Origin of the sequence: Allobosea sp. (assembly GCF_030694325.1) — a bacterium.
GTDB lineage: Bacteria > Pseudomonadota > Alphaproteobacteria > Rhizobiales > Beijerinckiaceae > Allobosea.
Window position 1 is genome coordinate 1 of the sequence record NZ_JAUXYO010000118.1, and the last position, 21,812, is coordinate 21,812.

A 21,812-nucleotide genomic window follows, 5' to 3' on the forward strand; every position below is an offset into this window, starting at 1 on the left:
CGTTGGTGCCGACCTGCCAGATCACGAGGTCGTAACGGCGCTCGGCCAGCACCTTCTTCAGGCGCGCCAGCGTCTCGGGCGCGATCTCGCCGCCGATTCCCGCATTGGCGATGGTGACCTGGACACGCGGCCAGGCCGCCGAGAGCAAGGTCTGAAGCCGAGACGGATAGCTCCTGTCGCGCGTCGTGGCTCCGACGCCCTCGGTCGAGGACGAGCCGATCGCGAGGATCTCGAGCTTGCCGCCGGTCGCGATCCGCGGCGTGAGCGAGGCGAGCTTCTGGTTCGGCGAGACGATCGGGGTTTCGCGGCAAGTGAAGGAGCCGGCCTGGACGGTGCCCGTCAATGCAGTCGCCAAGGCGATGGCGAGGCCCGTGGCCCGGATGGCGATACGCATCGGCAGCAATTCCCCCTCAGCGGAAAACAGCCTGCCGCACCGTTCATGAATGGAAACTGAATGATGCGCTGCAGCGACCGTCGCGTTCTTGAACACGCCCCTCAGTGCGGGAGGCGGGCCTCGTGAACCGCTTCGCCTGGCTCCTCGACCGGCTGGCTTATGAGCCGCGCCGCAATGCCAAGCTCGCGCTGATCGCGGATTATCTGCGCAGCACGCCTGATCCGGACCGGGGCCTGGCTCTCGCGGCGATGACCGGCGGGCTGATTTTTCCCAATGCGAAATCGGGCCTCGTGCGGGCTCTCATCGCCGAGCGGACCGACCCGGTGCTGTTCGCGCTCTCTTACGACTATGTCGGCGATCTCTCGGAGACGGTCGCCATGATGTGGCCGGCGCGTCACGGGGCGAATGATGTGCCGCATCTGCCCGACGTCGTGGAAGGGCTGCGCAGCGTCGGCAAGACCGAGCTGCCGCGCCTTATCGCCTCCTGGCTCGACGCGCTCGACGAGACCGGTCGCTGGGCGCTGCTGAAGCTCATCACCGGCTCGTTGCGCATCGGCGTCTCCGCGCGCCTCGCCAAGACGGCCGCCGCCAGTCTCGGCGGCATCCCGGCCGACGAGGTCGAACAGGTCTGGCACGGGCTGGAGCCGCCCTATGCCGCGCTCTTCGCTTGGCTTGAGGGCCGGGGGCCGCGGCCGGAGGCGACCGATCCCGCGCCCTTTCGGCCGGTGATGCTGTCGCACCCGATCGAGGACGGCGATTTCGCCAAGATGAACCCGGCCGAATTCCAGGCCGAATGGAAATGGGACGGCATCCGCGTCCAGGCCGTCACCGGCACGCGGCCCGATGGCGAACGGGTCACGCGACTGTTCTCGCGTACCGGCGAGGATGTCGCCGCCGCCTTCCCGGACGTGGTCGAGGCGCTGACGCAGGATGGCGCCCTCGACGGCGAGTTGCTGGTGCGGCGGGAGGCGGCGGTGCAGAGCTTCAACAGCCTGCAGCAGCGGCTGAACCGCAAGAGTGTCACGCCCAAGATGCTGCTCGAGCATCCCGCGCATATCCGCGCCTACGACCTGCTCGTCGATGGCGAGGAGGATCTGCGCGAACTGCCGCTCGCGGCCCGCCGGGCCCGGTTGGAGGCTTTCGTCGCCCGCCTCGCCAGCCCCATCGTCGATCTCTCCCCGCCCATCTCCTTCAGCGACTGGGACACATTGGCCGCCGCGCGCGCCGACCCTGCGGCTGCGGGCGCGGGTGCGGATGCCGAGGCGGTCGAGGGCTGCATGATCAAGCGCCTCGACTCGCCCTATCTGCCCGGCCGTCCCAAGGGCCATTGGTGGAAATGGAAGCGCGAGGCGAGGCTGATCGACTGCGTGCTGATGTATGCCCAGCGCGGCCATGGCAAGCGCTCCTCGTTCTATTCGGATTTCACCTTCGGCGTCTGGCGCGTGGGCGAGGGTGGAGCTGACGAGCTCGTGCCGGTCGGCAAGGCCTATTTCGGCTTCACCGACGAGGAACTGGTCGAGCTTGACCGTTATGTCCGCAAGCACACGCTCAACCGCTTCGGCCCTGTGCGAGAGGTCACGCATACGACCGACAGCGGTCTCGTCTTCGAGGTCGCCTTCGAGGGCCTGCAGCGCTCGACCCGTCACAAATCCGGCGTCGCGATGCGCTTTCCCCGCATCAGCCGCATCCGCTGGGACAAGCCCCCGCGCGAGGCGGACCGGATCGAGGCGCTGGAGGCGCTGCTGCCGCCGAATGGCTGATTGCGCGCCGCCGCCGGATGGTCCACAGCCTGCCCGTCGGCCGCCCGAGCCGACGGCTTGAACCAGTGTCCGATTGAGGCACAATGCGGGCCGGGCATGAGGATGGGATCCCATGAAACGACAGCCGTCGACACGGATCGTCATCGCGGATGATCATCCGCTTTTCCGCGGCGCCCTGCGCCAGGCCGTCTCGACCGCGCTGGAAGGCGCCGATGTCAGCGAGGTCGGCTCGCTCGAGGCGCTGACCGAGGCGCTCGACAGCGGCGGCGATGCCGATCTGGTCCTGCTCGATCTCACCATGCCGGGCGTCCAAGGCTTCTCGGGGCTGCTCTTCCTGCGCGCCGACCACCCAGAGATCCCGGTCATCGTGGTCTCTGCCAATGACGATCCGGCTGTGATCCGCCGCTGCATCGAGTTCGGGGCGCTCGGTTTCCTGCCCAAGACGGCCGATGTCGAGCAGATGGGCGAGGCCATCCGCGCCGTGCTCGAAGGCGGCGTCTGGACGCCGCCGGGCGTCGATCTGACCGCGCCGGTCGATGCCGAGACGGCAACGATGGTGCGCAACCTCTCGACGCTGACGCCCCAGCAGGTGCGCGTGCTGATGATGCTGTCCGAGGGGCTCCTCAACAAGCAGATCGCCTATGAGCTCGGCGTCTCGGAAGCGACGGTGAAAGCGCATGTCTCGGCAATTCTGACCAAACTCGACGTCGACAGCCGCACCCAGGCCGTCATCGCCGCCGCCAAGATCGCCGGTACCGCCTGGGCCACGGCCGGAGCCTCCGCCACCTCCTGATCCGCCAGCGGGTTGACAGCCCGTTCAGCCGCGGTTCAACCATCCGGGCGCCGGATGGGCGCGGATCGGGGACTTGCTAGACCATGGCCAACGGCAGGATCGAACGCTTTCTCGGCGGCTCACCGCTCGGCGTGCTCGTGCGGCTGCTCTTCATCTCGCTGCTCGTCGGCGCGGCGATGGCGTTCCTCGGGCTCTCGCCCCGCGCGCTGTTCGAGACCGCGGCGCGTTTCGTGCGCTCGCTCGGCGATCTCGGCTTCGGCGCGCTGCGCGAAGTCGGCCAATGGATCATCGGCGGCGCGCTCCTGGTCGTTCCGCTCTGGCTATTGTCGCGGCTGTTCGCGGCCCGCCGCTGAATAGCAGCCAGTTCAGCCTGGCAGCGCTCGCAGCGCGGCACCGAGGCGGACGATCAGCAGATGGCTGGCAGCGCCCAGCGTAGATACTGGGCGTTCAGGACGAGCCGCCGTCGGCGGCGGACGCAAGAGCCGGCCGCCGGCGCCGCTACAGACCCTTGCCTGCCGCGATCGCGGCGGCGTCGCGCCCGACCAGGGCGGCGAGCTTTGGCAGTCCGGCGCGGCGCGCTTCCGCGGCGAGGCCGGCCTTGACCGTCTTCACCAGCCCCGGCCCCTGAAAGACCATCGCCGAATAGAACTGCACGAGATCGGCCCCGGCGCGGATCTTGGCGAAGGCGGTTGCGGCCGAATCAATGCCGCCGACGCCGACCAGGGGGAACTGCCGCTCGACCCGCAGGAAGGCCTCGGCGAGGAGCCGCGTCGAGGCGGTGAAGAGCGGCTTGCCCGAAAGCCCGCCGGCTTCGCCCCTGGACGGGCTGCGCAAGGTCTCCGGCCGGGCGATGGTGGTGTTCGAGACGATGAGGCCATCGATCTTGCGCCGCCGCGCGACCGCGATCATGCCGTCGAGTTCCGGCAGGGTGAGATCGGGCGCGATCTTCAAGAGCATCGGCGTCGGTCGCCCCCCCGCCGCCGCCTCGTCGCGCGCCTCCAGCGCCCGGGCGATCAGGTTGTCGAGCGCAGTCTCCGCCTGCAGATCACGCAGCCCTGGCGTGTTGGGCGAGGAGACGTTGACGGTGACGAAATCGGTGAGAGGCGCGAGCCTGCGGGTCAGCACCGCATAATCCGCCGCCCGATCGGCCGAGTCCTTGTTGGCGCCGAGATTGACGCCAACGATGCCGCCGCGCGCCCGCCGGGCGGCCAGGCGCTGTGCCACGGACTCCATGCCGTCGCTGTTGAGGCCGTAGCGGTTGATCACCGCGGCATCCTCGACCAGCCGGAAGACGCGCGGCTTCGGATTGCCGGGCTGGGGCAGGGGCGTGACGCCGCCGACCTCGACGAAGCCGAAGCCGAGCCCGAGCGCCCCGTCCACCGCCTCGGCATGTTTGTCGAAGCCGGCCGCGAGACCGACAGGGTTGGAAAAGGACAGCCCGAAGGCTTCGGTGGCCAGGACCGGGTCGTCCGCGGCCGGCTTCAGAGGGGGAGCGGCTGCCAGCGCCGCGACCGTCAGCCGATGCGCGGTCTCGGCATCCATCTTGTGGATGAGCGGCCGGGCGAGGTTGAAGAGCGAGCCGATCACGCGATGTCCTCCGGAATAACAGGGCTGCCATCGGGCCCCTGGGCGAGCGGCACCACCCAGCGCACGTCCCGCGTGCCGAGCGACGCATAGAGATGCGGGAACAGCGCTCCGCCGCGCGAGGGCTCGTAGCGCAGGGCTTCGCCGAGCTTGTTGCCATCCACCGCGATCAGTAACAGATCGCGCTGCCCGGCGAAGTGCTTCGCCGCTGTCTCGCGGAGTTGGTCGCCGGTCGAGAAATGGATGTAGCCGTCGCTGAGATCGATGGCGGCACCGTCGAAGCGCCCTTCGGCTTCGGCCGCGCGCCACAGGCTGTCGGGGCAGATCTTGTAGATGAGCGGCACGGGCGACCTCGGCAGATGGGGCTGCGGACGGCTTAGCGGCTGTCAGGAGGCTTCGCCAATTTTTATCGCCGCTGGGATCAAAATCAGATTGAAGTCTCATGCCATAGGGGATATTTCCTATGGTTATCCCCGGTTGACGGCAACATCCCTGCGAGGCGCGCGCGGTGCTCTCCCACGACCAGATCTGGACGGCGATCGACGCGCTCGCCCAACGCTACGGCTTCACCGCCTCGGGCCTGGCGCGGAAAGCCGGCCTCGACGCCACGACCTTCAACCGCTCCAAGCGCATCGGGCCCGACGGGCGCGAACGCTGGCCCTCGACCGAATCGATCGCGAAGATCCTGGCGGCCACGGGCGCCTCGCTCGAGGAGTTCATGAGCGTGGTGATGCGGCGGGGCGCGGCGCCCTCGCGCACCATCCCCCTGATCGGCTTCGCCCAGGCGGGCTCCGGCGGTTTCTTCGACGATGGCGGCTTTCCGGTCGGCACGGGGTGGGAGGAGGTCGCCTTCCCCGGCGTCGCCGACGAAAAGGCTTACGCGCTGGAGATTTCCGGCGATTCGATGCTGCCGCTCTACCGCGATGGCGACACGATCATCGTTTCGCCGACGGCGACGGTGCGCCGTGGCGACCGCGTTGTCGTCAAGACCGTCGAGGGCGAGGTGCTCGCCAAGCAGCTCAAGCGCCAGACCGCCAAGACGGTGGAGCTCGCCTCGCTCAACCCCGAGCATGGCGACCGCGTGCTGCCGCTCGCGGAGATCGCCTTCATGGCCCGCGTGATCTGGGCGAGCCAATAGCCGTTGCTCAGGCCGCAATCATCCGCGGGGCCGGCAACGTCACCCTGAACACCGCGCCGGTCTCCGAGGGCTCGAGCGCGATCGTGCCGCCGTGCAGCCGCACGAGCTCCGCCGCGATCGCGAGCCCAAGCCCCGTTCCTCCCGGGGTCACCGAGCCGCGGAAGGCCTGGAACAGGTTGGCCCGCGCGCGCTCGGGCACGCCCGGGCCGTTATCGGCCACGCGCAGGACGACCGAGCCGTTGTCGCGCTCGGCCCGCACGGCCAGCATCGGCCTCGAGCCAGCTTCTGCGCCGGCCTGCGTCAGGGCCTGAACCGAATTGCGCATCAGGTTGAGCAGGACGCGCGCCATCTGGTCGGGGTCGCAGGGAGCCACGAGATCGCTCGGGACCTCGTTGGCGAAGGTCACGAGCGCTGCTTCCGCGAGACCCAGCATCTCGGCCTGCTCCGCCACGAGCTGGCGCAGGGCCACGTCTCTCAGAACTGGGGTCGCCTCGGCCGCCCGGCCATAGGCCAGCGTCGCTTGGCAGAAATCGATGGCGCGCCCGAGCGTCGCGATCAGGCGCGGCGCGAAGCGCTTGATCTTGGCGTCGCGGGTCTCGGTCAGCCGGTCCGACATCAGCTGGGCGGACGCCAGCATGTTGCGCAGATCGTGATTGATCTTGCTGACCGCGAGGCCGAGCTCGGCCAGATGCTTCTTGGTCCGCAACTCGCCCGCGAGCGTCATCTGCATCCGCGCCAGCGCGCGCTGCGCCTCGCCGATCTCGTCGGCCCGCTGCGTCGGCTCGATGATCCGGTGCGGGTTCTCCGGATCGATCTCGAATTCCATGACATTGGCGGCGAGCTGGCGGATCGGGCCGACGATCATCCAGTTGAGCGCGAGATAGACGGCGACCGCCGTCAGCCCCGAGATGATCAGCGAGATCAGCAGCAGATTGCCCGAGAACTTCAGCAGGGCCCGCCGCAGCGGGGCTTCGTCGATGACGATCTCAACGAAATCGGCCCCGCCGACCGCCTCGCCGATGACGCGGATCGGCATCTGCGCCGGCGGCATCACCAGCGTCTCCAGCGCGTCGCCGATCGCCTCGGCCCAGCCCATGCTGCGCAGGTCGACCGTGCGGGAGACGGCCGCGGGCGGCATCGAATCGAGGCTGAGCAGCCGCCTCGCCCCGCCGACGCGTGCTGCGATCGCGCGGGCGCCGACGCCCATCAGAAGGCGGTTCTCGCTCCCGTCCGGCAGGCCGTCCTGTGGCGCCCCCTCCAGCACCAGCACGGCGATCTGCGCCGCTGCGAGCCGGTCGTTGAGCCAGTTGCGCCGGAAATTGGCGACCGAGGGCAGATAGATCAGCACCTCCGCCAGCATGACGAACAGCACCGTCAGGACGAGCAGCTTCGCCGACAGGCCAAGCCGCGTCAGTCCGCGGGGCAGGCTGATCGAGATCTGTCCCCTGTCGGGCATCTGAGGCTGCATCGGCGCGTAACCTAACCGAAACGGCGCAGGATGCCGATGATGCGGCGCAGGAGCGGCTTGGTGGCGAGGGGAACCAGGGAGGAGGCCGCGGCCCGCTTGGAGACCTCCGACAGCGACGGCCAGGGCGCCAGCAGCTCCGCCAGTTCGGGAGCGCTCATCTCGCGCTTCAGTGCCAGGCCGATGGTCGCGATCAGCTCGTCCGCCTGTGCGCCGACGATGCTGGCACCCAGGAGCCTGCCCTTCGCGTCGGTGACGAGCTTCACGAAGCCGTCCGTCGTCCGCTCCGCCTGAGCTCGCGCACTCTCGGCATAGGGCCAGCGCAGGACGCGGACCGGTCCCTTCTCGAGGGCATCCGCCTCCGACAGGCCGACACGGGCGATCGCCGGAAAGGTGCGCGTCGCCACGGGCGCAGCCAGCGGTGCGAAGGCGCCCGGCTGTCGGAACAGGGCGTTGCGCAGCACCAGCCGGGCGTGCTCCTCGGCGACATGGCCACCACCGGCCGAGCCGGGCGCGCCGCCAGCACAGTCGCCGATCGCATAGACGCGGCGGTTCGTGCAGCGCAGGCCGCGATCGACCTGGATACCGTCCGGCCCGCGCCGGATTCCCGCGAGTTCGAGGTCGAGCCCGTCGATGGCGGGCGCCGTGGGGCCCGCCAGCAGGAGATGCGAACCCTCGACCGTCCGCTCGGAGCCGCTGCCGCCACCGGCGATCACCAGCCGCACACCGCCCTTCATCCGCTCCACGCGATCGATCGTCGCGCGCTCGTACAACGCCACCCCTTCCCGCAGGAGCGTCCGCCGCAGGATGGCGACCGCCTCAGGATCGTGGCGCCCGAGCAGATCGCCTTCATCGACCAAGGCCACCTGGCTGCCGAGGCGCCGCATCGCCTGCGCGATCGCGACGCCTTTGGCCTGTCCGCCGAGCACGATCAGCCGCTCCGGCCGGCGCGTCAGGGAGGCCAGATCCGCCAGTGAGAGATGCGGGATGCCGTCGAGGCCGGCAATGGTCGGCGCCACCGTGCGGGCGCCGGTGGCGATGACGAAGCGCCTCGCCTTGATCGCCTGGTCGGCCACCATCACCGTGCTGCGGCTGACGAAACGCGCTTCTCCCCGGAGCACGGTCGCGCCGAGCGCGGTCAGGCGCTCGGCTGAAACATTGGGCGTCTGTGCCGCCAGCACGCGCTGGATGTGGTCATGCAGTTGCGCGTCGTCGATCTCGGGCTCTGCCGCGACGATGCCGAACCGCCGTGCCTCACGGACGGCTTGGGCCCGCGCTCCGGCGGCGGCCAGCGCCTCGATGACGGCGTCGTCGACGTCGCCGCCCATCCGGTCGCGCTCGACGACGACGATGGCGACACCGAAGGCCGCGGCAGCGGTCGCGAAGGCCAGACCTCCGGCCCCCGCGCCGATCACGCAGAGGTCCGGCATCAGGGGCGCGGACGAGGTGGAGGACGTCGCAGGGTCGCTCAAGCAGACGCTCCGGCACGCGACGGGATCCTGCCGCCGTCAGGCTGCGAGGGCAGCAATGCGAACGGGGCGTCGGATGCGATCATGCCGTCTCCTTGGCTTGCGGGTGAAGAACCACAATCGCTGATGCGTCGTCGCTGGAGCAGAATCAAGGCGGCATCGTCGCGTGAGCCGCTTTCTGTGCCGTCGCGAGCCCGTGCCTTTGGGCCGGCCCGATGGTTCAGGCCACGTGGCGGCCCTTTTCCACGACGGCTCCCCATGGCGCGGGCTTGCCGAAGAGATAGCCCTGCGCCCGCTGCGCCCCCAGCAACTGGACCGCGATGCGCTGCTGCTCGGTCTCGATGCCCTCGACCACGACATTCATCGAGAGCCGGCGCGCCAACTGGCACACCGCCTCGATGATCGCCTTGGACGCCTCGCTGGAGTGCACCGTCCGCGTGAAGCTCTGGTCGATCTTCACCTGGGCGAAGGGATAGGTCGAGAGATAGGCGAGCGAGGAATAGCCGGTGCCGAAATCGTCGAGCGCGAAGGTCACGCCGAGCGTGCGCAACTCGTCGATGACGCCCAGCGTCGTCTTGTTGTCCTCGATCAGCAGCGATTCGGTCACCTCCAGTGTCAGCCTGTGCGAGGGCAGGCTGGATGTGATCAGCGCGAGCTTTACCGCTTCGATGATGCGATGCGGGTCGCGGAACTGCAGGGGCGAGATGTTGACGGAGACGCCGATATGCTTCTCCCAGGAGGCGGCATCCTTGCAGGCCTGCCGGATCGCCCAGTCGCCGATGGCGGCGATCAGGCCCGATTGTTCGGCGATCGGGATGAACTGGCCTGCGGGAACCATCCCGCGCGTCGGATGTCGCCAGCGCATCAGCGCCTCGCGGGAAACCACGTCGCCCGAGCGCAGGTCGATGATCGGCTGATAGAACAGCTCCAGCGAGCCGTCCTCGCAGGCCTTGCGCAGGTCGACCTCGAGTTCGTGACGCTCCAGCATCTCCTCGGCCATCGTCGGATTGAAGAACATCAGCGTGTTGCGGCCCGCGGCCTTGGCCTTGTAGAGCGCGGTGTCGGCGTGGCGCAGCAGGTCTGCCGGATTGGCGCCATCGGCGGGCGCCATGGCGATGCCGATGCTGGCGGTGACGTAGACGGTCTTGTTGTCCAGGGTGAAAGCACGCGCCATCGCGTCGATCATGCGTTGCGCGATGGCGGTGACGACGGCGTGGTTCGCGGCCGGCAGGATCAGCAGGAACTCGTCGCCTCCGAAGCGCGCCAGATGGTCGTCGCCCCGGATGGCGCCGCGCAGCCGCTCGGCCGTCTCCATCAGCACGCGGTCGCCGATGTCGTGCCCGAGGCTGTCATTGACCTGTTTGAAGCCGTCGAGATCAACATAGAGCAGGGCGAATCCCTCTCCGGTCCGCTCCAGCCGCCCGAAGGAGTCGGCGATGGAGCGATTATACTCGAAACGGTTGGCGAGGCCGGTCAACTCGTCGAAGCGGGCCATCTGTTCGATCCGCGCCTCGGTCGCCTTCCGCTCGGTCGCGTCCTCTGTCGACATTAGCACGCCGCCTTCGGCGGCCGGTGCGAAGGTCACGACCAGAATCCGGCCGTTCCGCGTCTGGATTTCCCGGCTCGTGGTCTGCTGCGTGGCCTGGATTTCGACCAGCGCCTCTCGCAAATCGCGCAACTGGCCCGCCGCGACCACTTGTCGCTCGACCAGGAATCGCGCGATCGCCGAGATCGGCGTGCCCGGCAGGGAGAGCGTCTCCGGCAGGCCGTAGAGCGCGAGATGCGGCGCGTTGCTGACGGCGAGCTTGAGATCGCGGTCGAACATCGCCAGCCCGTGGATCATGGTGTTCAGGGCCGCGTCGAGCGTCAGGTTCTGTGAATGCAGGGCCGACGCCAGGGCCTTCGACTGCTTGGTCGCATCGCTGAGCGCGAGCAGATTCCGGTGCAGCGAGTTGGTGATCGCGATGTTGGCCGCTACGTACAGGAACGCGAAATAGCCGATATACTGGTAATAGACGTTGTGGGCCTGGATCAGCCCGATCGCCATCGGCACGCAGAAGGTCAGCAACTGCACGGCGACGAATTTCGGCCGTCCTGCATTGCGAGAGACGTATCCCGAGGCGATGGCGATGGTCGAGGCGACCGAGGTGATGTGGGCTGCGGGGTCGTCCGTATGCGTCAGCGCAGCATAGCAGCTGTAGCCGAGCACAGCGCTGAAGGCGGTCGCGCCGAGGAAGTAATCCCGGTCCCAGCGGCGGGTTTCCTCATAGCCGTCCCGCGAATGGTCTCTCCGGCGATAGGAGACGAAGGTCGCCAGACGCAGCAGCACGATCAGCGCGACCACGATTGTCAGCGTTTCGAACAGGGCCAGGCCGGTCGAGATCCAGCACAGAAAAGGTGTCAGGATTCCCGCGACGCCGCCGGGAATGATCGAGGCCGGCGACGAGAACAAAGAGCTGACCAGCAGGGCGTAGCTGGGCTGGTCGAAACCCTCGCCCGGGCGCCGCTGCCTGGCAGTCCACCATTCCCTCAGCCCGAGCGCCATCTCATCCCGCCTAGGTGGCCGCCGCACACGCTGCCCCAGCGCCTGCAAAACTCCCCGATTAAACGCTTTTAGAGGCTGAGAGGTAAATGTTTGGTGTTGCTGCGCCGGCCCGCAACCAAGACGGTAGCTGCGTTCACAGGGCGAGCCGGAGGCCGCCGGTCGCCGGTCGCTGGTACATCCTCGCCAGCATACGGTCCTGCGTCTGCGCAATCCGCTGCAGCTTTGAGATCGCGCTCGGCGTCAGGCGCAGCATGCAGTCGGTCCAGATCTGCCCGAGCTGGTCGAGTTCTTGCTGCAGGTCCCCGGCCCGCCGGTTGAAGGCCGAAAACAGCGCCGTCTTGGCCGCATGAATGGGCAGCGAATCCTGGGCGTATTTCCGGATCCAGGCCTCGCCGGTGCCCGTCGGCACCACGGCCTCCAGCCCGCCGGCCTCGAAGAAGGCCTGCGCGCTCATCTCCTCGCCCGACATCAGCATCCGTTCCGCCGCACGCGCACCCATCCGGCGTGACAGGATGGCGACGGCGGTGATCGGGAAGTGGTTGAACTTGATCTCGGGGTAGACGAACGAAGCCTGCTCTTCGGCGATCATCACGTTGCACGAGCGCGGCGCGTCGATGCCGCCGCCGATCGCCTTGGCGTGGATCGTCGAGAGCGTGACGACCAGGCCGTTGAGGCCGCTCGCGTTCAGCACCGCGCCGGCTGCCGAAAGCCGGGCATACTCCGCCAGCGCCGCACGGTCGTTCTTGGCCAGGCAGTCCAGATAGAAATCGAGATCGCCCCCTAGCGTGAAGAACGGGCCCCTGCCGCGGAAGGCCAGGAAGCGGACCGGCGCACGGTGATACTGATCGGGCGCCCCCCAGAGCGCCACGATCGCCGACTGGATCTTCACCAGGCTGTCCAGAAGCTGCAGCGTGAAGACGGGCTTCAGCTCGGGCCGGATCGTGACCCACAGGGTCTGGATCGCAGGCTCGTAGGCTAGTTGCGTCTCCGGCAGGAAACCCGCGCGGCGGCGGATCGCGTCGATGACCTCGCAGCTCTCCAGCAAAGCCGGGGGAGGGGAGTCCATGACCGAAGCAACTGACTGAAACATGCTGCTCATCCCGTATCGCCGAGCGTCCGCTGCGATGCCGAGAACGTACGTGAAGTTAACAAACTGTAAATGAAATCTCGCTCGAATGGTTAATTACGTTAACCTTTATTACCTAACGTCAGACGTTAACCTTTTGCAGCGTGCCGGGACGGGGCGCTCGACACAACCGTACCAGAGGACGAGCAATCGCCATGCCGCGCCGCCGTTCGGCTTGTCCAAAGCGGCGCGGGCGGCTAACGATGCGCCGCGATTTCGCCTCGATATGAGCGTTCAACCCCGGTACCGAGTTGTTGCCGTGAACCGCCAGACAGCCGCAGACGAGGAGAAGAGGGCGCGCCTTGCCGCCGCCCTCCGGGAGAACCTGAAGCGCCGCAAGGCTCAGGCCCGGGCTCGTCGCGCGGAGGAGGCGCCCGCGCAGGACGAGGCGCCACGAGCCCAGGCCGACTGCGACCGGTCCTGACACCGACATTTCTCGCCACCGGCTTTCGCCGGATGGCTCAGCAGGACTTCATGATGGACAAGATCCGCATCACCGGCGGCCAGCGCCTCGACGGCGCCATTCCGATTTCCGGCGCCAAGAACGCCGCCTTGCCGCTGATGATCGCCAGCCTGCTCACCGACGAGACGCTGACCCTGGCCAATGTCCCGCGCCTGTCGGATGTCAGCGCGCTGTCGCGCATCCTCTCGAATCACGGTGTCGACCGCTCGATCGCCGGCAAGCGCATCGGCCAGTCTGCCGAGACGGGCCAGACGATCGCGCTCACCGCGCGCCAGATCGTCGATACCTGCGCGCCTTACGAACTCGTCTCCACCATGCGCGCCAGCTTCTGGGTGATCGCGCCGATCCTCGCCCGCATGGGCGAGGCCAGGGTCTCGCTGCCGGGTGGCTGTGCCATCGGCACGCGCCCGGTCGATCTGCTGCTGATGGCGCTGGAGCGACTCGGCGCCGAGATCGAGATCGAGAACGGCTATGCCATCGCCCGCGCGCCCCGCGGGCTGAAGGGAGCCGAGATCGTCTTCCCGAAGGTCACTGTCGGCGGCACGCACACCGCCCTGATGGCCGCCGTCCTGGCGCAGGGCACCACGGTCATCGAGAATGCCGCCCGCGAGCCCGAGGTCACCGATCTCGCCGCCTGCCTGACCAAGATGGGCGCGAAGATCGAGGGCGCCGGCACGAGCCGCATCGTGGTGACCGGCGTCGCGCGCCTGGGCGGCGCGCATCACGCCGTCCTGCCCGACCGGATCGAGACCGGGACCTACGCCATGGCCGTCGCGATGACCGGCGGCGACGTCCTGCTCGAGGGCGCGCGGGCGGACCTGCTGCAGTCGGCGCTCGACGTGCTGGTCAAGGCCGGCGTCGAGGTCTCCTCGACCAATGAGGGCATCCGGGTGCGCCGCAACGGGCAGCCGCTCGAGGCGGTCGATGTCGAAACCGATCCCTTTCCCGGCTTCCCGACGGATCTCCAGGCTCAGTTCATGGCGCTGATGACGAAGGCCAGGGGAACCTCACGGATCCGCGAGACGATCTTCGAGAACCGCTTCATGCATGTGCAGGAACTGGCCCGCCTCGGCGCGAAGATCCGGCTCGAGGGCGATTGTGCCCATGTCGAAGGGGTCGCCAAGCTCACCGGCGCGCCCGTGATGGCGACGGATCTGCGCGCTTCGGTCTCGCTCGTGATCGCGGGTCTTGCGGCCGAGGGCGAGACCACGATCAACCGGGTCTACCATCTCGACCGTGGTTTCGAGGCGCTCGAGGCCAAGTTGACGCGCTGCGGTGCCCAGGTCGAGCGTCTCAGCGGTTGACGTCAGGGGATGCCACGGCCAAGAACACCTCCATGTCGGATGACGCCGCAGACCCGTTGAAACTGATCGCGCTCGATGCCGATGATCTCGCGATCCTCTCGGCCCACCTCCAGGACGCCGTCCTGAAGGTGGCGGATGTTCTTTGGCTGCCGCCGGAGAGGCGCTTCGCCCTCGCCGCCAGGCGGTTCGACTGGGAAGGGGCGGCACGGGGCCAGCGCCGGCGCCGGCTGGCGGCTCTGCATTTCGACCGTGTGATGTCGGTGCGCAGCACCGGGATCGACAAGGCGATGAGCGACCGGGTGCTCAGCCTGCTGGCGATCGGCTTCACCGAGGGGGAGGCGCCGATGGGCGAGATCACCCTGCATTTCTCGGAAGGTGCCGCGATCAGGCTCGCGGTCGAGTGCATCGAGGCGCAGATGAAGGACCTCGGCCCGGTCTGGGAAGCGCTCGGCAAGCCGGAGCATCCCGAGGACGCCTGAGGCGCTTCGCCGCGGACGCGTCGACCACCAGCCACCACCAGCCGAACAGCACCAGCCGGGGACAGCGATGCCGATCAGGCTCGACGACAGCAAGACCGCCTTCGAAGCGGCGTTCCGCGATCTGCTCTCGGCCAAGCGGGAAGTCTCCGAAGAGGTCGATCGCATCGTCGCCGACATCATCGCGCAGGTGCGCGAGCGGGGCGATGCCGCCGTCATCGACTACACCCGCCGCTTCGACGCCCTCGACGTGACGGCCGCGACCCTGCGCGTCTCGGCCGAGGAGATCGACGCCGCCGTCGCAGCCTGCACACCGGCCCAGATCGCCGCGCTCGAGACCGCAAGGGCGCGCATCGAGGCCTATCATCTCCGCCAGAAGCCGCAGGACGCCTGGTTCACCGACGACGCCGGCGTCGCCAGCGGCTGGCGCTGGAGCGCGATCGAGGCGGTGGGGCTTTACGTGCCCGGCGGCACGGCGAGCTACCCGTCCTCGGTGCTGATGAACGCCGTCCCCGCCAAGGTCGCCGGCGTGCCGCGCGTGGTCATGGTGGCCCCGACGCCGCGGGGCGAGAGCAACCCCCTCGTCCTCGCCGCGGCGCGGCTGGCCGGCGTCGACGAGATCTACCGGATCGGCGGGGCCCAGGCCGTGGCGGCGCTGGCCTACGGAACGCAGACGATCGCGCCCGTCGCCAAGATCGTCGGCCCGGGCAATGCCTATGTCGCCGCCGCCAAGCGCCGCGTCTTCGGCCAGGTCGGCATCGATATGATCGCCGGCCCCTCCGAAGTGCTCGTCATCGCCGACGGGACCGCCAATGCCGACTGGATCGCCGCCGATCTGCTGGCCCAGGCGGAGCATGACGTCTCCGCCCAGTCGATCCTGATGACGGACGATGCGGACCTGGCCCAGCGGGTCGAGCGGGCCGTCGAGGCGCAGCTGCGGACGCTGCCGCGCGCCGCGATCGCCGGCCGCAGCTGGGACGAATTTGGTGCGATCCTGCTCGTAGCCGATCTCGAGGCGGCGGTGCCGCTGGTCGACCGGCTGGCGCCGGAGCATCTCGAGATCATGACGGCCGACCCGCACCGTCTGTCGGCCATGATCCGCAATGCCGGCGCGATCTTCCTCGGCGGCCATACGCCGGAGGCCATCGGCGATTATGTCGGCGGCCCCAATCATGTGTTGCCGACTGCGCGCTCGGCCCGATTCTCCTCGGGTCTGGGCGTACTCGACTTCATGAAGCGGACATCGCTGTTGCAGTGCGGCCCCGAAGCCCTGCGCGCACTGGCGCCCGCTGCGACGGAACTTGCGCAGGCCGAGGGCTTGCAGGCGCACGGCCGTTCCGTGACGATCAGGCTGAATCTCTGAGCGCACGCCTCGGAGCAGCAGACCGCCATGGCGCGACCGGAGGGACCGATGCCCCAGGCCGAGACATCCGCGAAGCAGTGCCTCGTCGGCGTGACGCTGGATCCGTCCTCGCTCGGCGGCGGGTCACCGGATCAGGAGCATGAGCGCGCCGTCGCCATCTACGATCTGATCGAGCGCAACCGGTTCGTGCTGCCGGGTCATGCCGGCGGCCCCTATCTCGCCCATCTCGCCATGGTCGAGCGCCGGCTGGTCTTCGAGATCCGGGAGGCGGATGGGGGCCCCGTGATCACGCATCACCTGTCGCTCACGCCCTTTCGCGGCATCGTCAAGGACTATGCAATGGTCTGCGAGAGCTACTACGCCGCCATCCGCACGGCGACAGCGTCGCAGATCGAAGCGATCGATATGGGACGTCGGGGGCTGCACGACGAGGCTGCCGCTATCCTGGTCGAGCGGCTCGCCGGCAAGGTCGAGATCGACTTCGACACCGCACGGCGTCTCTTCACCCTGATCTATGCGCTGCACTGGAAGGGCTGAGGCTTGGAGCCGCCCGCCTCGCGCAAGGTCCAGAGCGTGCTCTTCATGTGCGCGCACAACGCCGTCCGCTCGCCGATGGCCGAAGCGATGGCGAAGCACTTCTTCGGCAAGTCGGTCTATGTCCAGTCGGCCGGAGCACGGCGCGGCGAGGTCGACGCCTTCGTGCTGTCGGTCCTCGACGAGATCGGGATCGATGCGCACAAGCATAAACCGAAGTCGATCGAGGAACTCGAGGAGTGGGAGGGCCTGAATTTCGACCTCATCGTCTCGCTGTCCCCGGAGGCGCATCACAAGGCGCTGGATCTCACACGGACGGTCGCGGCGGATGTCGAATACTGGCCGACGGTGGACCCCACGGTCGTGCAGGGATCGCGCGACCAGGTCCTGGACGCCTATCGTGCCGTCCGGGACGGGCTGATGCGCCGCATCAAGGACCGCCTGACCGGTTGACCCGCAACAGGGGCGGCAGGCCGGCGAGCGATCAGGTTTGGTATCGTAGCGCCGGATTGTCATGCCAGGGGTCGAGAGGACGCTTCGCATCGGTCGCGCCCAATATCGAACTGGGAACATCAGGACCGAGGCTGCAACTTAAAATAGCATCCTGGGCAAGTTGCGGCGCGAGCTCCTCGATCGATCGCAACAGTTCGACCAATGTTCGCAAGTGTAGCGAAGCCTTAACCCGGATCGGTCCATGGTCAGGCGTCTGCTGGGGGGCTTGCGGGCGGTCGTCTAACCTTCGGGCCATCAATGCATTCGACAACGCCGCTTCGCCCGTCGCGCCGAGAGGCGCTCTCGGGTCGCGACTGGACTGGTCTGTCCCTCATCGCGCTCGCCAGCCCTTTTGTCGTACTCGTACCCCTTGCCGTCGGCGGCGGGTCCGTTCGCGACGAGCCCACGGCAATCGTCTTCTCCCCCTGGACCTCCGCCGAGCAGGCTTTCGCTCGCAGCCTCGCGGCGGGGCATCGGGTGCTTCGGTCCGGGCGCATGGGCTTCGTCGTGATCGTCGCTCCGCTCGGTGACGGGCAGGCACCTGCCCAACGGCCCGAGGGGGCGCTCCTGGTGGCGACGCTGGCGGGCCTGGCCGGCTGCCTCGATATCGCGGGCGAGCGGGAGGGGCGGTCTTGACCTGGACTCTCGATGCGATCCGCCACCGCGTGGCCTGGGTCCTGCTCGGTCTAGGCTTCCTGCATGTGCCGCTGCTGGCGCTGATCTATCTCCTGCGCGGGCATGACGGGCTGCTGCCGGTCATGCTGGCCTTCTTCATGGCGGCAAGCGCCATGCTGCTCTACGCGCGCCGGGGCGCGACGGTCGTCACGCAGATCGGCATTGCCATCGTCCTGATCGCCCAGGTCTCGATCATGGTGGCCAGCCTCGCCGGCCACCCCTGGCAGCCCGACATGCACATGTACTATTTCGCGGTGCTGGCGATGCTCGCCGGCTTCTGCGACTGGCGCCCGATCGTGGCGGGGGCTGCCCTCACCGCGGCCCATCATCTCGTTCTCCAATATCTCCTGCCCTCGGCGGTGTTCTTCCAGGGGGGCAGCCTGCTGCGCGTCCTGCTGCATGCCGTCATCGTGGTCGTGGAGACGACCTTCCTCGCCATCATCGCCATCCTCATGGAGCGCATGTTCCTGATGAACGCGGACAGCCTCGCCCGGGCCCGGGAAATCGCCGAGCGGGAGCGGGCCGCGGGCGAGCGCGAGAAGCGCCTGGCGGACGAGATCCGGCAGCGCTCGGAGGCGCTGCGCGAGATCGTCGCCGGCTTCCATGTCCGCATGGAGCAGGAGATGGCCGAGCTCGATCGCTCCGCCGACGACATGCATGGCGAAGCCATGGCCCTGACCGATACCTCGGATCGGGCGAGGCGGAAGACGATCATGGTCTCGGACGCTTCCGCGGAAACGATGCTGAGCATCGACCATCTCTCGGCGGCGAGCGACGAACTCGCTTTGTCGATCGCCGAGATCGGTCGCAGCGTGATGCACTCCGCCCAAGGCTCGACGACGGCTTCCGAACTCGCCCGCAGGGCCAGCAGCGAGATCGAGGTGCTCGCGCGCAACAGCGAGACGGTCGGCACTGTCGTCGAACTGATCCGCAGCATCGCCGCCCAGACCAGCCTGCTCGCCCTGAACGCGACGATCGAGGCGGCGCGCGCCGGCGAGATGGGGCGTGGATTCGCGGTGGTCGCGAGTGAGGTGAAGACGCTCTCGGCGCAGACCGCGAAGGCGACGGACGACGTCTCGGCCCAGATCGGCGCGATGCAGGACGCCACCCACCGATCCCTGACGGCGATTCGGGATATCGTCGCGGCGATCGGCGACGTCGAGCGCGTCGCCGAGACGATCTCGGTTTCGGTTCAGCAGCAGGGGCAGGCGACCTCCGAAATCGCCCATCAGGTGCGGATGTCGTTCGAGGGCGCGCGGCGCAGCGCCGACATCGTGGCCAGCTTCGAGGCAATGACCGAGGGCGCCCACCATGCCGCGGAGAAGGTTCAAGGCTCCGCCGAGGCGCTGGCCGGTCAGGCGCGCGAGATCCGTGCCGAGGTCGCCGCGTTCTGCCAGCGGGTCGCGGCCGCCTGAGCCTACCAGCCTCGGCCGGGCCCGACCTGGCCGAGCCCGAGCCAGTGCCCGAGCGTCGCGGCGATGTCCGCGAAGCTCTCGCGGCGACCGATCGGCTCCGGCGCGATGCCCGGGCCGAAGGCGAGGATCGGCACATGCTCGCGCGTATGGTCGCTGCCGGGCCAGGTCGGGTCGTTGCCATGATCGGCGGTGAGGATCGCGAGATCGCCGGGACGAAGTGCCGCTTCGAGCCGCGGAACCATCGCATCGAACGCTTCCAAGGCCGCCGCATAGCCCGGTACGTCGCGGCGGTGCCCGAACTCCGTGTCGAAATCGACCAGATTCACGAAGCAGAAGCCGCCATCGGGCAGTCGCTCCCAGGCCGCCAGGGCCGCCTCGAACATCGCGGCGTTGCCGAAGGGCTTGACCTCCTCGCCCGTGGCGCGATGGGCGAAGATGTCGCCGATCTTGCCGACGGTGACGACCGGCCGACCCTGTGCCGCGAGCCGGTCGAGGATCGTCTCGTCCGGCGGGGGAATGGCGAAGTCCTTGCGGTTGCCGGTGCGGGTAAAGCCGGTCTGGGGCGTCCCGACGAAGGGGCGGGCGATGACGCGCCCGATCCGTAGGGGATCGACCAGAAGCCGCACCGCCCGGCACAGCGCATAGAGCCGCTCCAGGCCGAAATGCTCTTCATGCGCAGCGATCTGCAGCACGGAATCGACGGAGGTGTAGCAGATCGGTTTCCCGGTCGCGATGTGCTCCCCGGCGAGTTCGTCGATGATCGCCGTGCCCGAGGCATGCCTGTTGCCAAGGATGCCGGGCAGGGCGCCAGCGCGGATGATCGCTGCCACCAGCTCGGGCGGGAACGACTGCTCGAGATCGGTAAAGTAACCCCAGGCGAACGAGACCGGACAGCCGGCGATTTCCCAATGCCCCGACGGCGTGTCCTTGCCCTGGCTAAGCTCGACGCCGTAGCCGTAGCGTCCCGCCGGCGTGGCGGGCCTGGCGATTCCCGCCAGAGCGGTTCCAGTCGAGGCCTCGCAGGCATGGGCCAGCCCCAGGCGGGCCAGGTGGGGCAGGCGCAGCGGCCCGCTGCGCAGGCCCACCCGGTCCCCCGCTCCCGCGGCGCAGGCGGCGGCGATGTGACCGAGCGTATCGGCGCCGGCATCACCATAGGCCGCCGCATCCTCCGCCCCGCCGCAGCCGACGGAATCGAGGACGATCAGGATGGCGCGCGCCATGGTCAGTCCCGGACCGCGGCGCTCGACGCCGGTTCGATGTTCAGCGCCGCCGCGAGCAACGCCTGGGTATAGGCCTCGCGGGGCTGCGAAAAGATCGTCTCCGCCGGACCTTCCTCGACCACCCGGCCGTTCTGCATCACCATCACGCGGTGGGCCATGGCCCTGACGACCTTGAGGTCGTGGCTGATGAAGAGATAGCCCAGCTTGCGCCGCGCCTGCAGGTCGCGCAGCAGCGCGACGATCTGCACCTGCACCGACATGTCGAGCGCCGAAGTGGGCTCGTCGAGCACGACGAATTTCGGATCGAGCGCCATGGCCCGCGCGATCGCGATGCGCTGGCGCTGTCCGCCCGAGAACTCGTGCGGGTAGCGGTCCATCGCCGAAGGATCGAGCCCGACATCGCTGAGGGCCCGCGCCACCACCTCGCGCCGCTGCGCATAGCTCTGCTGCTTCGCCTGGACCGTCAGGCCCTCGGCGACGATCTCCGCCACCGACATGCGCGGCGACAGCGAGCCGTAGGGGTCCTGGAAGACGACCTGAAGATCCTTGCGCCTGGGCCGCACCTGGGCGCTGGACAGCCCGTCGATCCGGTCGCCGAGGAAGAGGATCGGCCCTTCCGACGAGATCAGCCTGAGGATGGCAAGGCCCAACGTCGTCTTGCCCGAGCCGGACTCGCCGACGACACCAAGCGTCTCGCCCTCGCGCACGCTCACCGAGATGCCGTCGACTGCCTTCACATGCCCGGTGGTCTTGCGCAGGAAGCCGGTCTTGATCGGGAACCAGACCTTGATCGGCCCGGCCTCGACCAGCGTCGCGGCATCGTCTGGAACCGGGGCAGGGCGGCCCTTGGGCTCGGCGGCGAGCAGGCGCTGGGTGTAGGCGTGCTGCGGGTTCCCGAAGATCTCGGCCACCGGCCCCTGCTCGACGATCTGGCCCTTCAGCATCACGCAGACCCGGTCGGCGATGCGCCTGACGATGCCGAGATCATGCGTGATGAACAGCATGGCCATGCCGAGACGTTCCTGCAGCTCTTTCAGGAGCTTGAGGATCTGCGCCTGCACGGTGACGTCGAGCGCCGTGGTCGGTTCGTCGGCGATCAGGAGATGGGGCTCGTTGGCCAGCGCCATCGCGATCATCACGCGCTGGCGCTGGCCGCCCGATAGCTGGTGCGGATAGGCGTCGAGACGGCTTGCAGCGTCGCGGATGCCGACCAGCTCCATCAGCTCGAGCGTCCGGGCCCGCGCGGCGTCGCCCCGCAGGCCCTTGTGGAGCTCGAGGATCTCGCCGATCTGCCTCTGGATCATGTGCAGCGGGTTGAGCGAGGTCATCGGCTCCTGGAACACCATGGTGATGTCGTTGCCGCGGACCTTGCGCATCGCGTCCTCGTCGGCCGCGATCAGGTCCTGTCCCTCGAACATCACCTTGCCGGAGGGATGATGCGCGGCCGGATAGTTCAGCAGCTTCAGGATCGACAGCGCTGTGACCGACTTGCCCGAGCCGGACTCGCCGACGATCGCCAGCGTCTCACCCTTGGCGAGCTCGAAGGACACACGGTCGACCGCGAGCGTCTCGCGCCCGCCCTGGCGGAAGGCGACG

Annotated in this window: 20 protein-coding genes; 11 read left to right on the top strand and 9 right to left on the bottom strand. The window is 68.4% G+C overall.

The features are described 5' to 3' along the window. Window positions 1-394, bottom strand: a 394-nt coding sequence (locus tag Q8M82_RS07090) for an SGNH/GDSL hydrolase family protein (protein ID WP_305690675.1), incomplete at its 3' end; no start/stop codon positions are given. Between the two features lie 122 nt (window positions 395-516). On the opposite strand from Q8M82_RS07090, the gene Q8M82_RS07095 reads away from it, so the two are divergent. The 3 genes from Q8M82_RS07095 (at window position 517) to Q8M82_RS07105 (ending at window position 3,300) form a co-directional block, all read left to right on the top strand. Beyond that, window positions 517-2,154 (top strand): cisplatin damage response ATP-dependent DNA ligase, encoded by a 1,638-nt coding sequence (locus Q8M82_RS07095; RefSeq protein WP_305690676.1) that lies wholly within the window; start codon window positions 517-519, stop codon window positions 2,152-2,154. Window positions 2,155-2,266: 112 nt separating this feature from the next. Further along, window positions 2,267-2,947, top strand: coding sequence for a response regulator (locus Q8M82_RS07100; RefSeq protein ID WP_192642720.1), 681 nt, complete (start codon window positions 2,267-2,269; stop codon window positions 2,945-2,947). A gap of 83 nt (window positions 2,948-3,030) precedes the next feature. Further along, the gene (locus Q8M82_RS07105; RefSeq protein WP_305690677.1) at window positions 3,031-3,300 is read left to right on the top strand and encodes a DUF6460 domain-containing protein; all 270 of its coding nucleotides are present in this window, start codon (window positions 3,031-3,033) and stop codon (window positions 3,298-3,300) included. Window positions 3,301-3,445: 145 nt separating this feature from the next. On the opposite strand, the gene Q8M82_RS07110 is transcribed toward Q8M82_RS07105, so the two are convergent. Further along, on the bottom strand, window positions 3,446-4,534 hold the full coding sequence (locus Q8M82_RS07110) for a quinone-dependent dihydroorotate dehydrogenase (protein WP_305690678.1): 1,089 nt from the start codon (window positions 4,532-4,534) through the stop codon (window positions 3,446-3,448). Then, a complete protein-coding gene (locus Q8M82_RS07115) occupies window positions 4,531-4,875 on the bottom strand; it encodes a DUF952 domain-containing protein (RefSeq protein ID WP_305690679.1) in 345 nt (114 codons plus the stop codon). The genes Q8M82_RS07110 and Q8M82_RS07115 overlap by 4 nt, the downstream gene beginning before the upstream one ends. 164 nt (window positions 4,876-5,039) lie before the next feature. Here Q8M82_RS07115 and Q8M82_RS07120 point away from each other — a divergent pair, with 164 nt between their 5' ends. Beyond that, complete coding sequence (locus tag Q8M82_RS07120; RefSeq protein WP_069054066.1) at window positions 5,040-5,669, top strand: S24 family peptidase; 630 nt, start codon at window positions 5,040-5,042, stop codon at window positions 5,667-5,669. Between the two features lie 7 nt (window positions 5,670-5,676). On the opposite strand, the gene Q8M82_RS07125 is transcribed toward Q8M82_RS07120, so the two are convergent. From Q8M82_RS07125 to Q8M82_RS07140, 4 genes are all read right to left on the bottom strand, one after another. Next, window positions 5,677-7,125, bottom strand: a complete 1,449-nt coding sequence (locus tag Q8M82_RS07125) for a sensor histidine kinase (RefSeq protein ID WP_305690680.1) — start codon at window positions 7,123-7,125, stop codon at window positions 5,677-5,679. A 23-nt stretch (window positions 7,126-7,148) separates the two neighbouring features. Then, window positions 7,149-8,606: a dihydrolipoyl dehydrogenase family protein gene (locus tag Q8M82_RS07130; protein WP_305690681.1), complete on the bottom strand. Its 1,458-nt coding sequence runs from the start codon at window positions 8,604-8,606 to the stop codon at window positions 7,149-7,151. 217 nt (window positions 8,607-8,823) lie between these two features. Further along, window positions 8,824-11,148 carry a putative bifunctional diguanylate cyclase/phosphodiesterase gene (locus Q8M82_RS07135; RefSeq protein WP_305690682.1) on the bottom strand — a complete coding sequence of 775 codons (2,325 nt, stop codon included), beginning with the start codon at window positions 11,146-11,148 and terminating at the stop codon, window positions 8,824-8,826. Between the two features lie 133 nt (window positions 11,149-11,281). Beyond that, entirely contained in the window at window positions 11,282-12,238 is a 957-nt protein-coding gene (locus tag Q8M82_RS07140) for an enoyl-CoA hydratase-related protein (RefSeq protein WP_305690683.1), read from the bottom strand. 513 nt (window positions 12,239-12,751) lie between these two features. Between Q8M82_RS07140 and murA the strand changes: the two genes are divergently transcribed. The 7 genes from murA to Q8M82_RS07180 all read left to right on the top strand — a co-directional run bounded on the left by murA (window position 12,752) and on the right by Q8M82_RS07180 (window position 18,996). After that, a complete protein-coding gene (murA, locus tag Q8M82_RS07150) occupies window positions 12,752-14,041 on the top strand; it encodes a UDP-N-acetylglucosamine 1-carboxyvinyltransferase (protein WP_305690692.1) in 1,290 nt (429 codons plus the stop codon). Window positions 14,042-14,073: 32 nt separating this feature from the next. Next, window positions 14,074-14,520, top strand: coding sequence for a DUF2948 family protein (locus tag Q8M82_RS07155; RefSeq protein ID WP_305690684.1), 447 nt, complete (start codon window positions 14,074-14,076; stop codon window positions 14,518-14,520). A gap of 67 nt (window positions 14,521-14,587) precedes the next feature. Then, a complete protein-coding gene (gene hisD / locus Q8M82_RS07160; RefSeq protein ID WP_305690685.1) occupies window positions 14,588-15,880 on the top strand; it encodes a histidinol dehydrogenase in 1,293 nt (430 codons plus the stop codon). A gap of 48 nt (window positions 15,881-15,928) precedes the next feature. After that, entirely contained in the window at window positions 15,929-16,417 is a 489-nt protein-coding gene (locus Q8M82_RS07165) for a UPF0262 family protein (protein WP_305690686.1), read from the top strand. 45 nt (window positions 16,418-16,462) lie between these two features. After that, entirely contained in the window at window positions 16,463-16,867 is a 405-nt protein-coding gene (locus Q8M82_RS07170; RefSeq protein WP_305690693.1) for an arsenate reductase/protein-tyrosine-phosphatase family protein, read from the top strand. 516 nt (window positions 16,868-17,383) lie between these two features. Beyond that, window positions 17,384-17,542 carry a hypothetical protein gene (locus tag Q8M82_RS07175; RefSeq protein ID WP_305690687.1) on the top strand — a complete coding sequence of 53 codons (159 nt, stop codon included), beginning with the start codon at window positions 17,384-17,386 and terminating at the stop codon, window positions 17,540-17,542. Continuing rightward, complete coding sequence (locus tag Q8M82_RS07180) at window positions 17,539-18,996, top strand: methyl-accepting chemotaxis protein (protein WP_305690688.1); 1,458 nt, start codon at window positions 17,539-17,541, stop codon at window positions 18,994-18,996. The genes Q8M82_RS07175 and Q8M82_RS07180 overlap by 4 nt, the downstream gene beginning before the upstream one ends. 2 nt (window positions 18,997-18,998) lie before the next feature. On the opposite strand, the gene Q8M82_RS07185 is transcribed toward Q8M82_RS07180, so the two are convergent. Both Q8M82_RS07185 and Q8M82_RS07190 read right to left on the bottom strand, forming a co-directional pair. Beyond that, window positions 18,999-20,216, bottom strand: coding sequence for a phosphopentomutase (locus Q8M82_RS07185; RefSeq protein ID WP_305690689.1), 1,218 nt, complete (start codon window positions 20,214-20,216; stop codon window positions 18,999-19,001). Window positions 20,217-20,218: 2 nt separating this feature from the next. Beyond that, the coding region (locus Q8M82_RS07190) for an ABC transporter ATP-binding protein (RefSeq protein ID WP_305690690.1) at window positions 20,219-21,812 on the bottom strand (1,594 nt) is incomplete at its 5' end.

Coding starts and splice junctions, on each gene's coding strand:
- Q8M82_RS07155 (WP_305690684.1), top strand. CDS start 14,074: ATGTCGGATGACGCCGCAGACCCGTTGAAACTGATCGCGCTCGATGCC.
- Q8M82_RS07100 (WP_192642720.1), top strand. CDS start 2,267: ATGAAACGACAGCCGTCGACACGGATCGTCATCGCGGATGATCATCCG.
- Q8M82_RS07170 (WP_305690693.1), top strand. CDS start 16,463: ATGTGCGCGCACAACGCCGTCCGCTCGCCGATGGCCGAAGCGATGGCG.
- hisD (WP_305690685.1), top strand. CDS start 14,588: ATGCCGATCAGGCTCGACGACAGCAAGACCGCCTTCGAAGCGGCGTTC.
- Q8M82_RS07185 (WP_305690689.1), bottom strand. CDS start 20,216: ATGGCGCGCGCCATCCTGATCGTCCTCGATTCCGTCGGCTGCGGCGGG.
- Q8M82_RS07140 (WP_305690683.1), bottom strand. CDS start 12,238: ATGTTTCAGTCAGTTGCTTCGGTCATGGACTCCCCTCCCCCGGCTTTG.
- Q8M82_RS07165 (WP_305690686.1), top strand. CDS start 15,929: ATGCCCCAGGCCGAGACATCCGCGAAGCAGTGCCTCGTCGGCGTGACG.
- Q8M82_RS07125 (WP_305690680.1), bottom strand. CDS start 7,125: ATGCCCGACAGGGGACAGATCTCGATCAGCCTGCCCCGCGGACTGACG.
- murA (WP_305690692.1), top strand. CDS start 12,752: ATGGACAAGATCCGCATCACCGGCGGCCAGCGCCTCGACGGCGCCATT.
- Q8M82_RS07135 (WP_305690682.1), bottom strand. CDS start 11,148: ATGGCGCTCGGGCTGAGGGAATGGTGGACTGCCAGGCAGCGGCGCCCG.
- Q8M82_RS07105 (WP_305690677.1), top strand. CDS start 3,031: ATGGCCAACGGCAGGATCGAACGCTTTCTCGGCGGCTCACCGCTCGGC.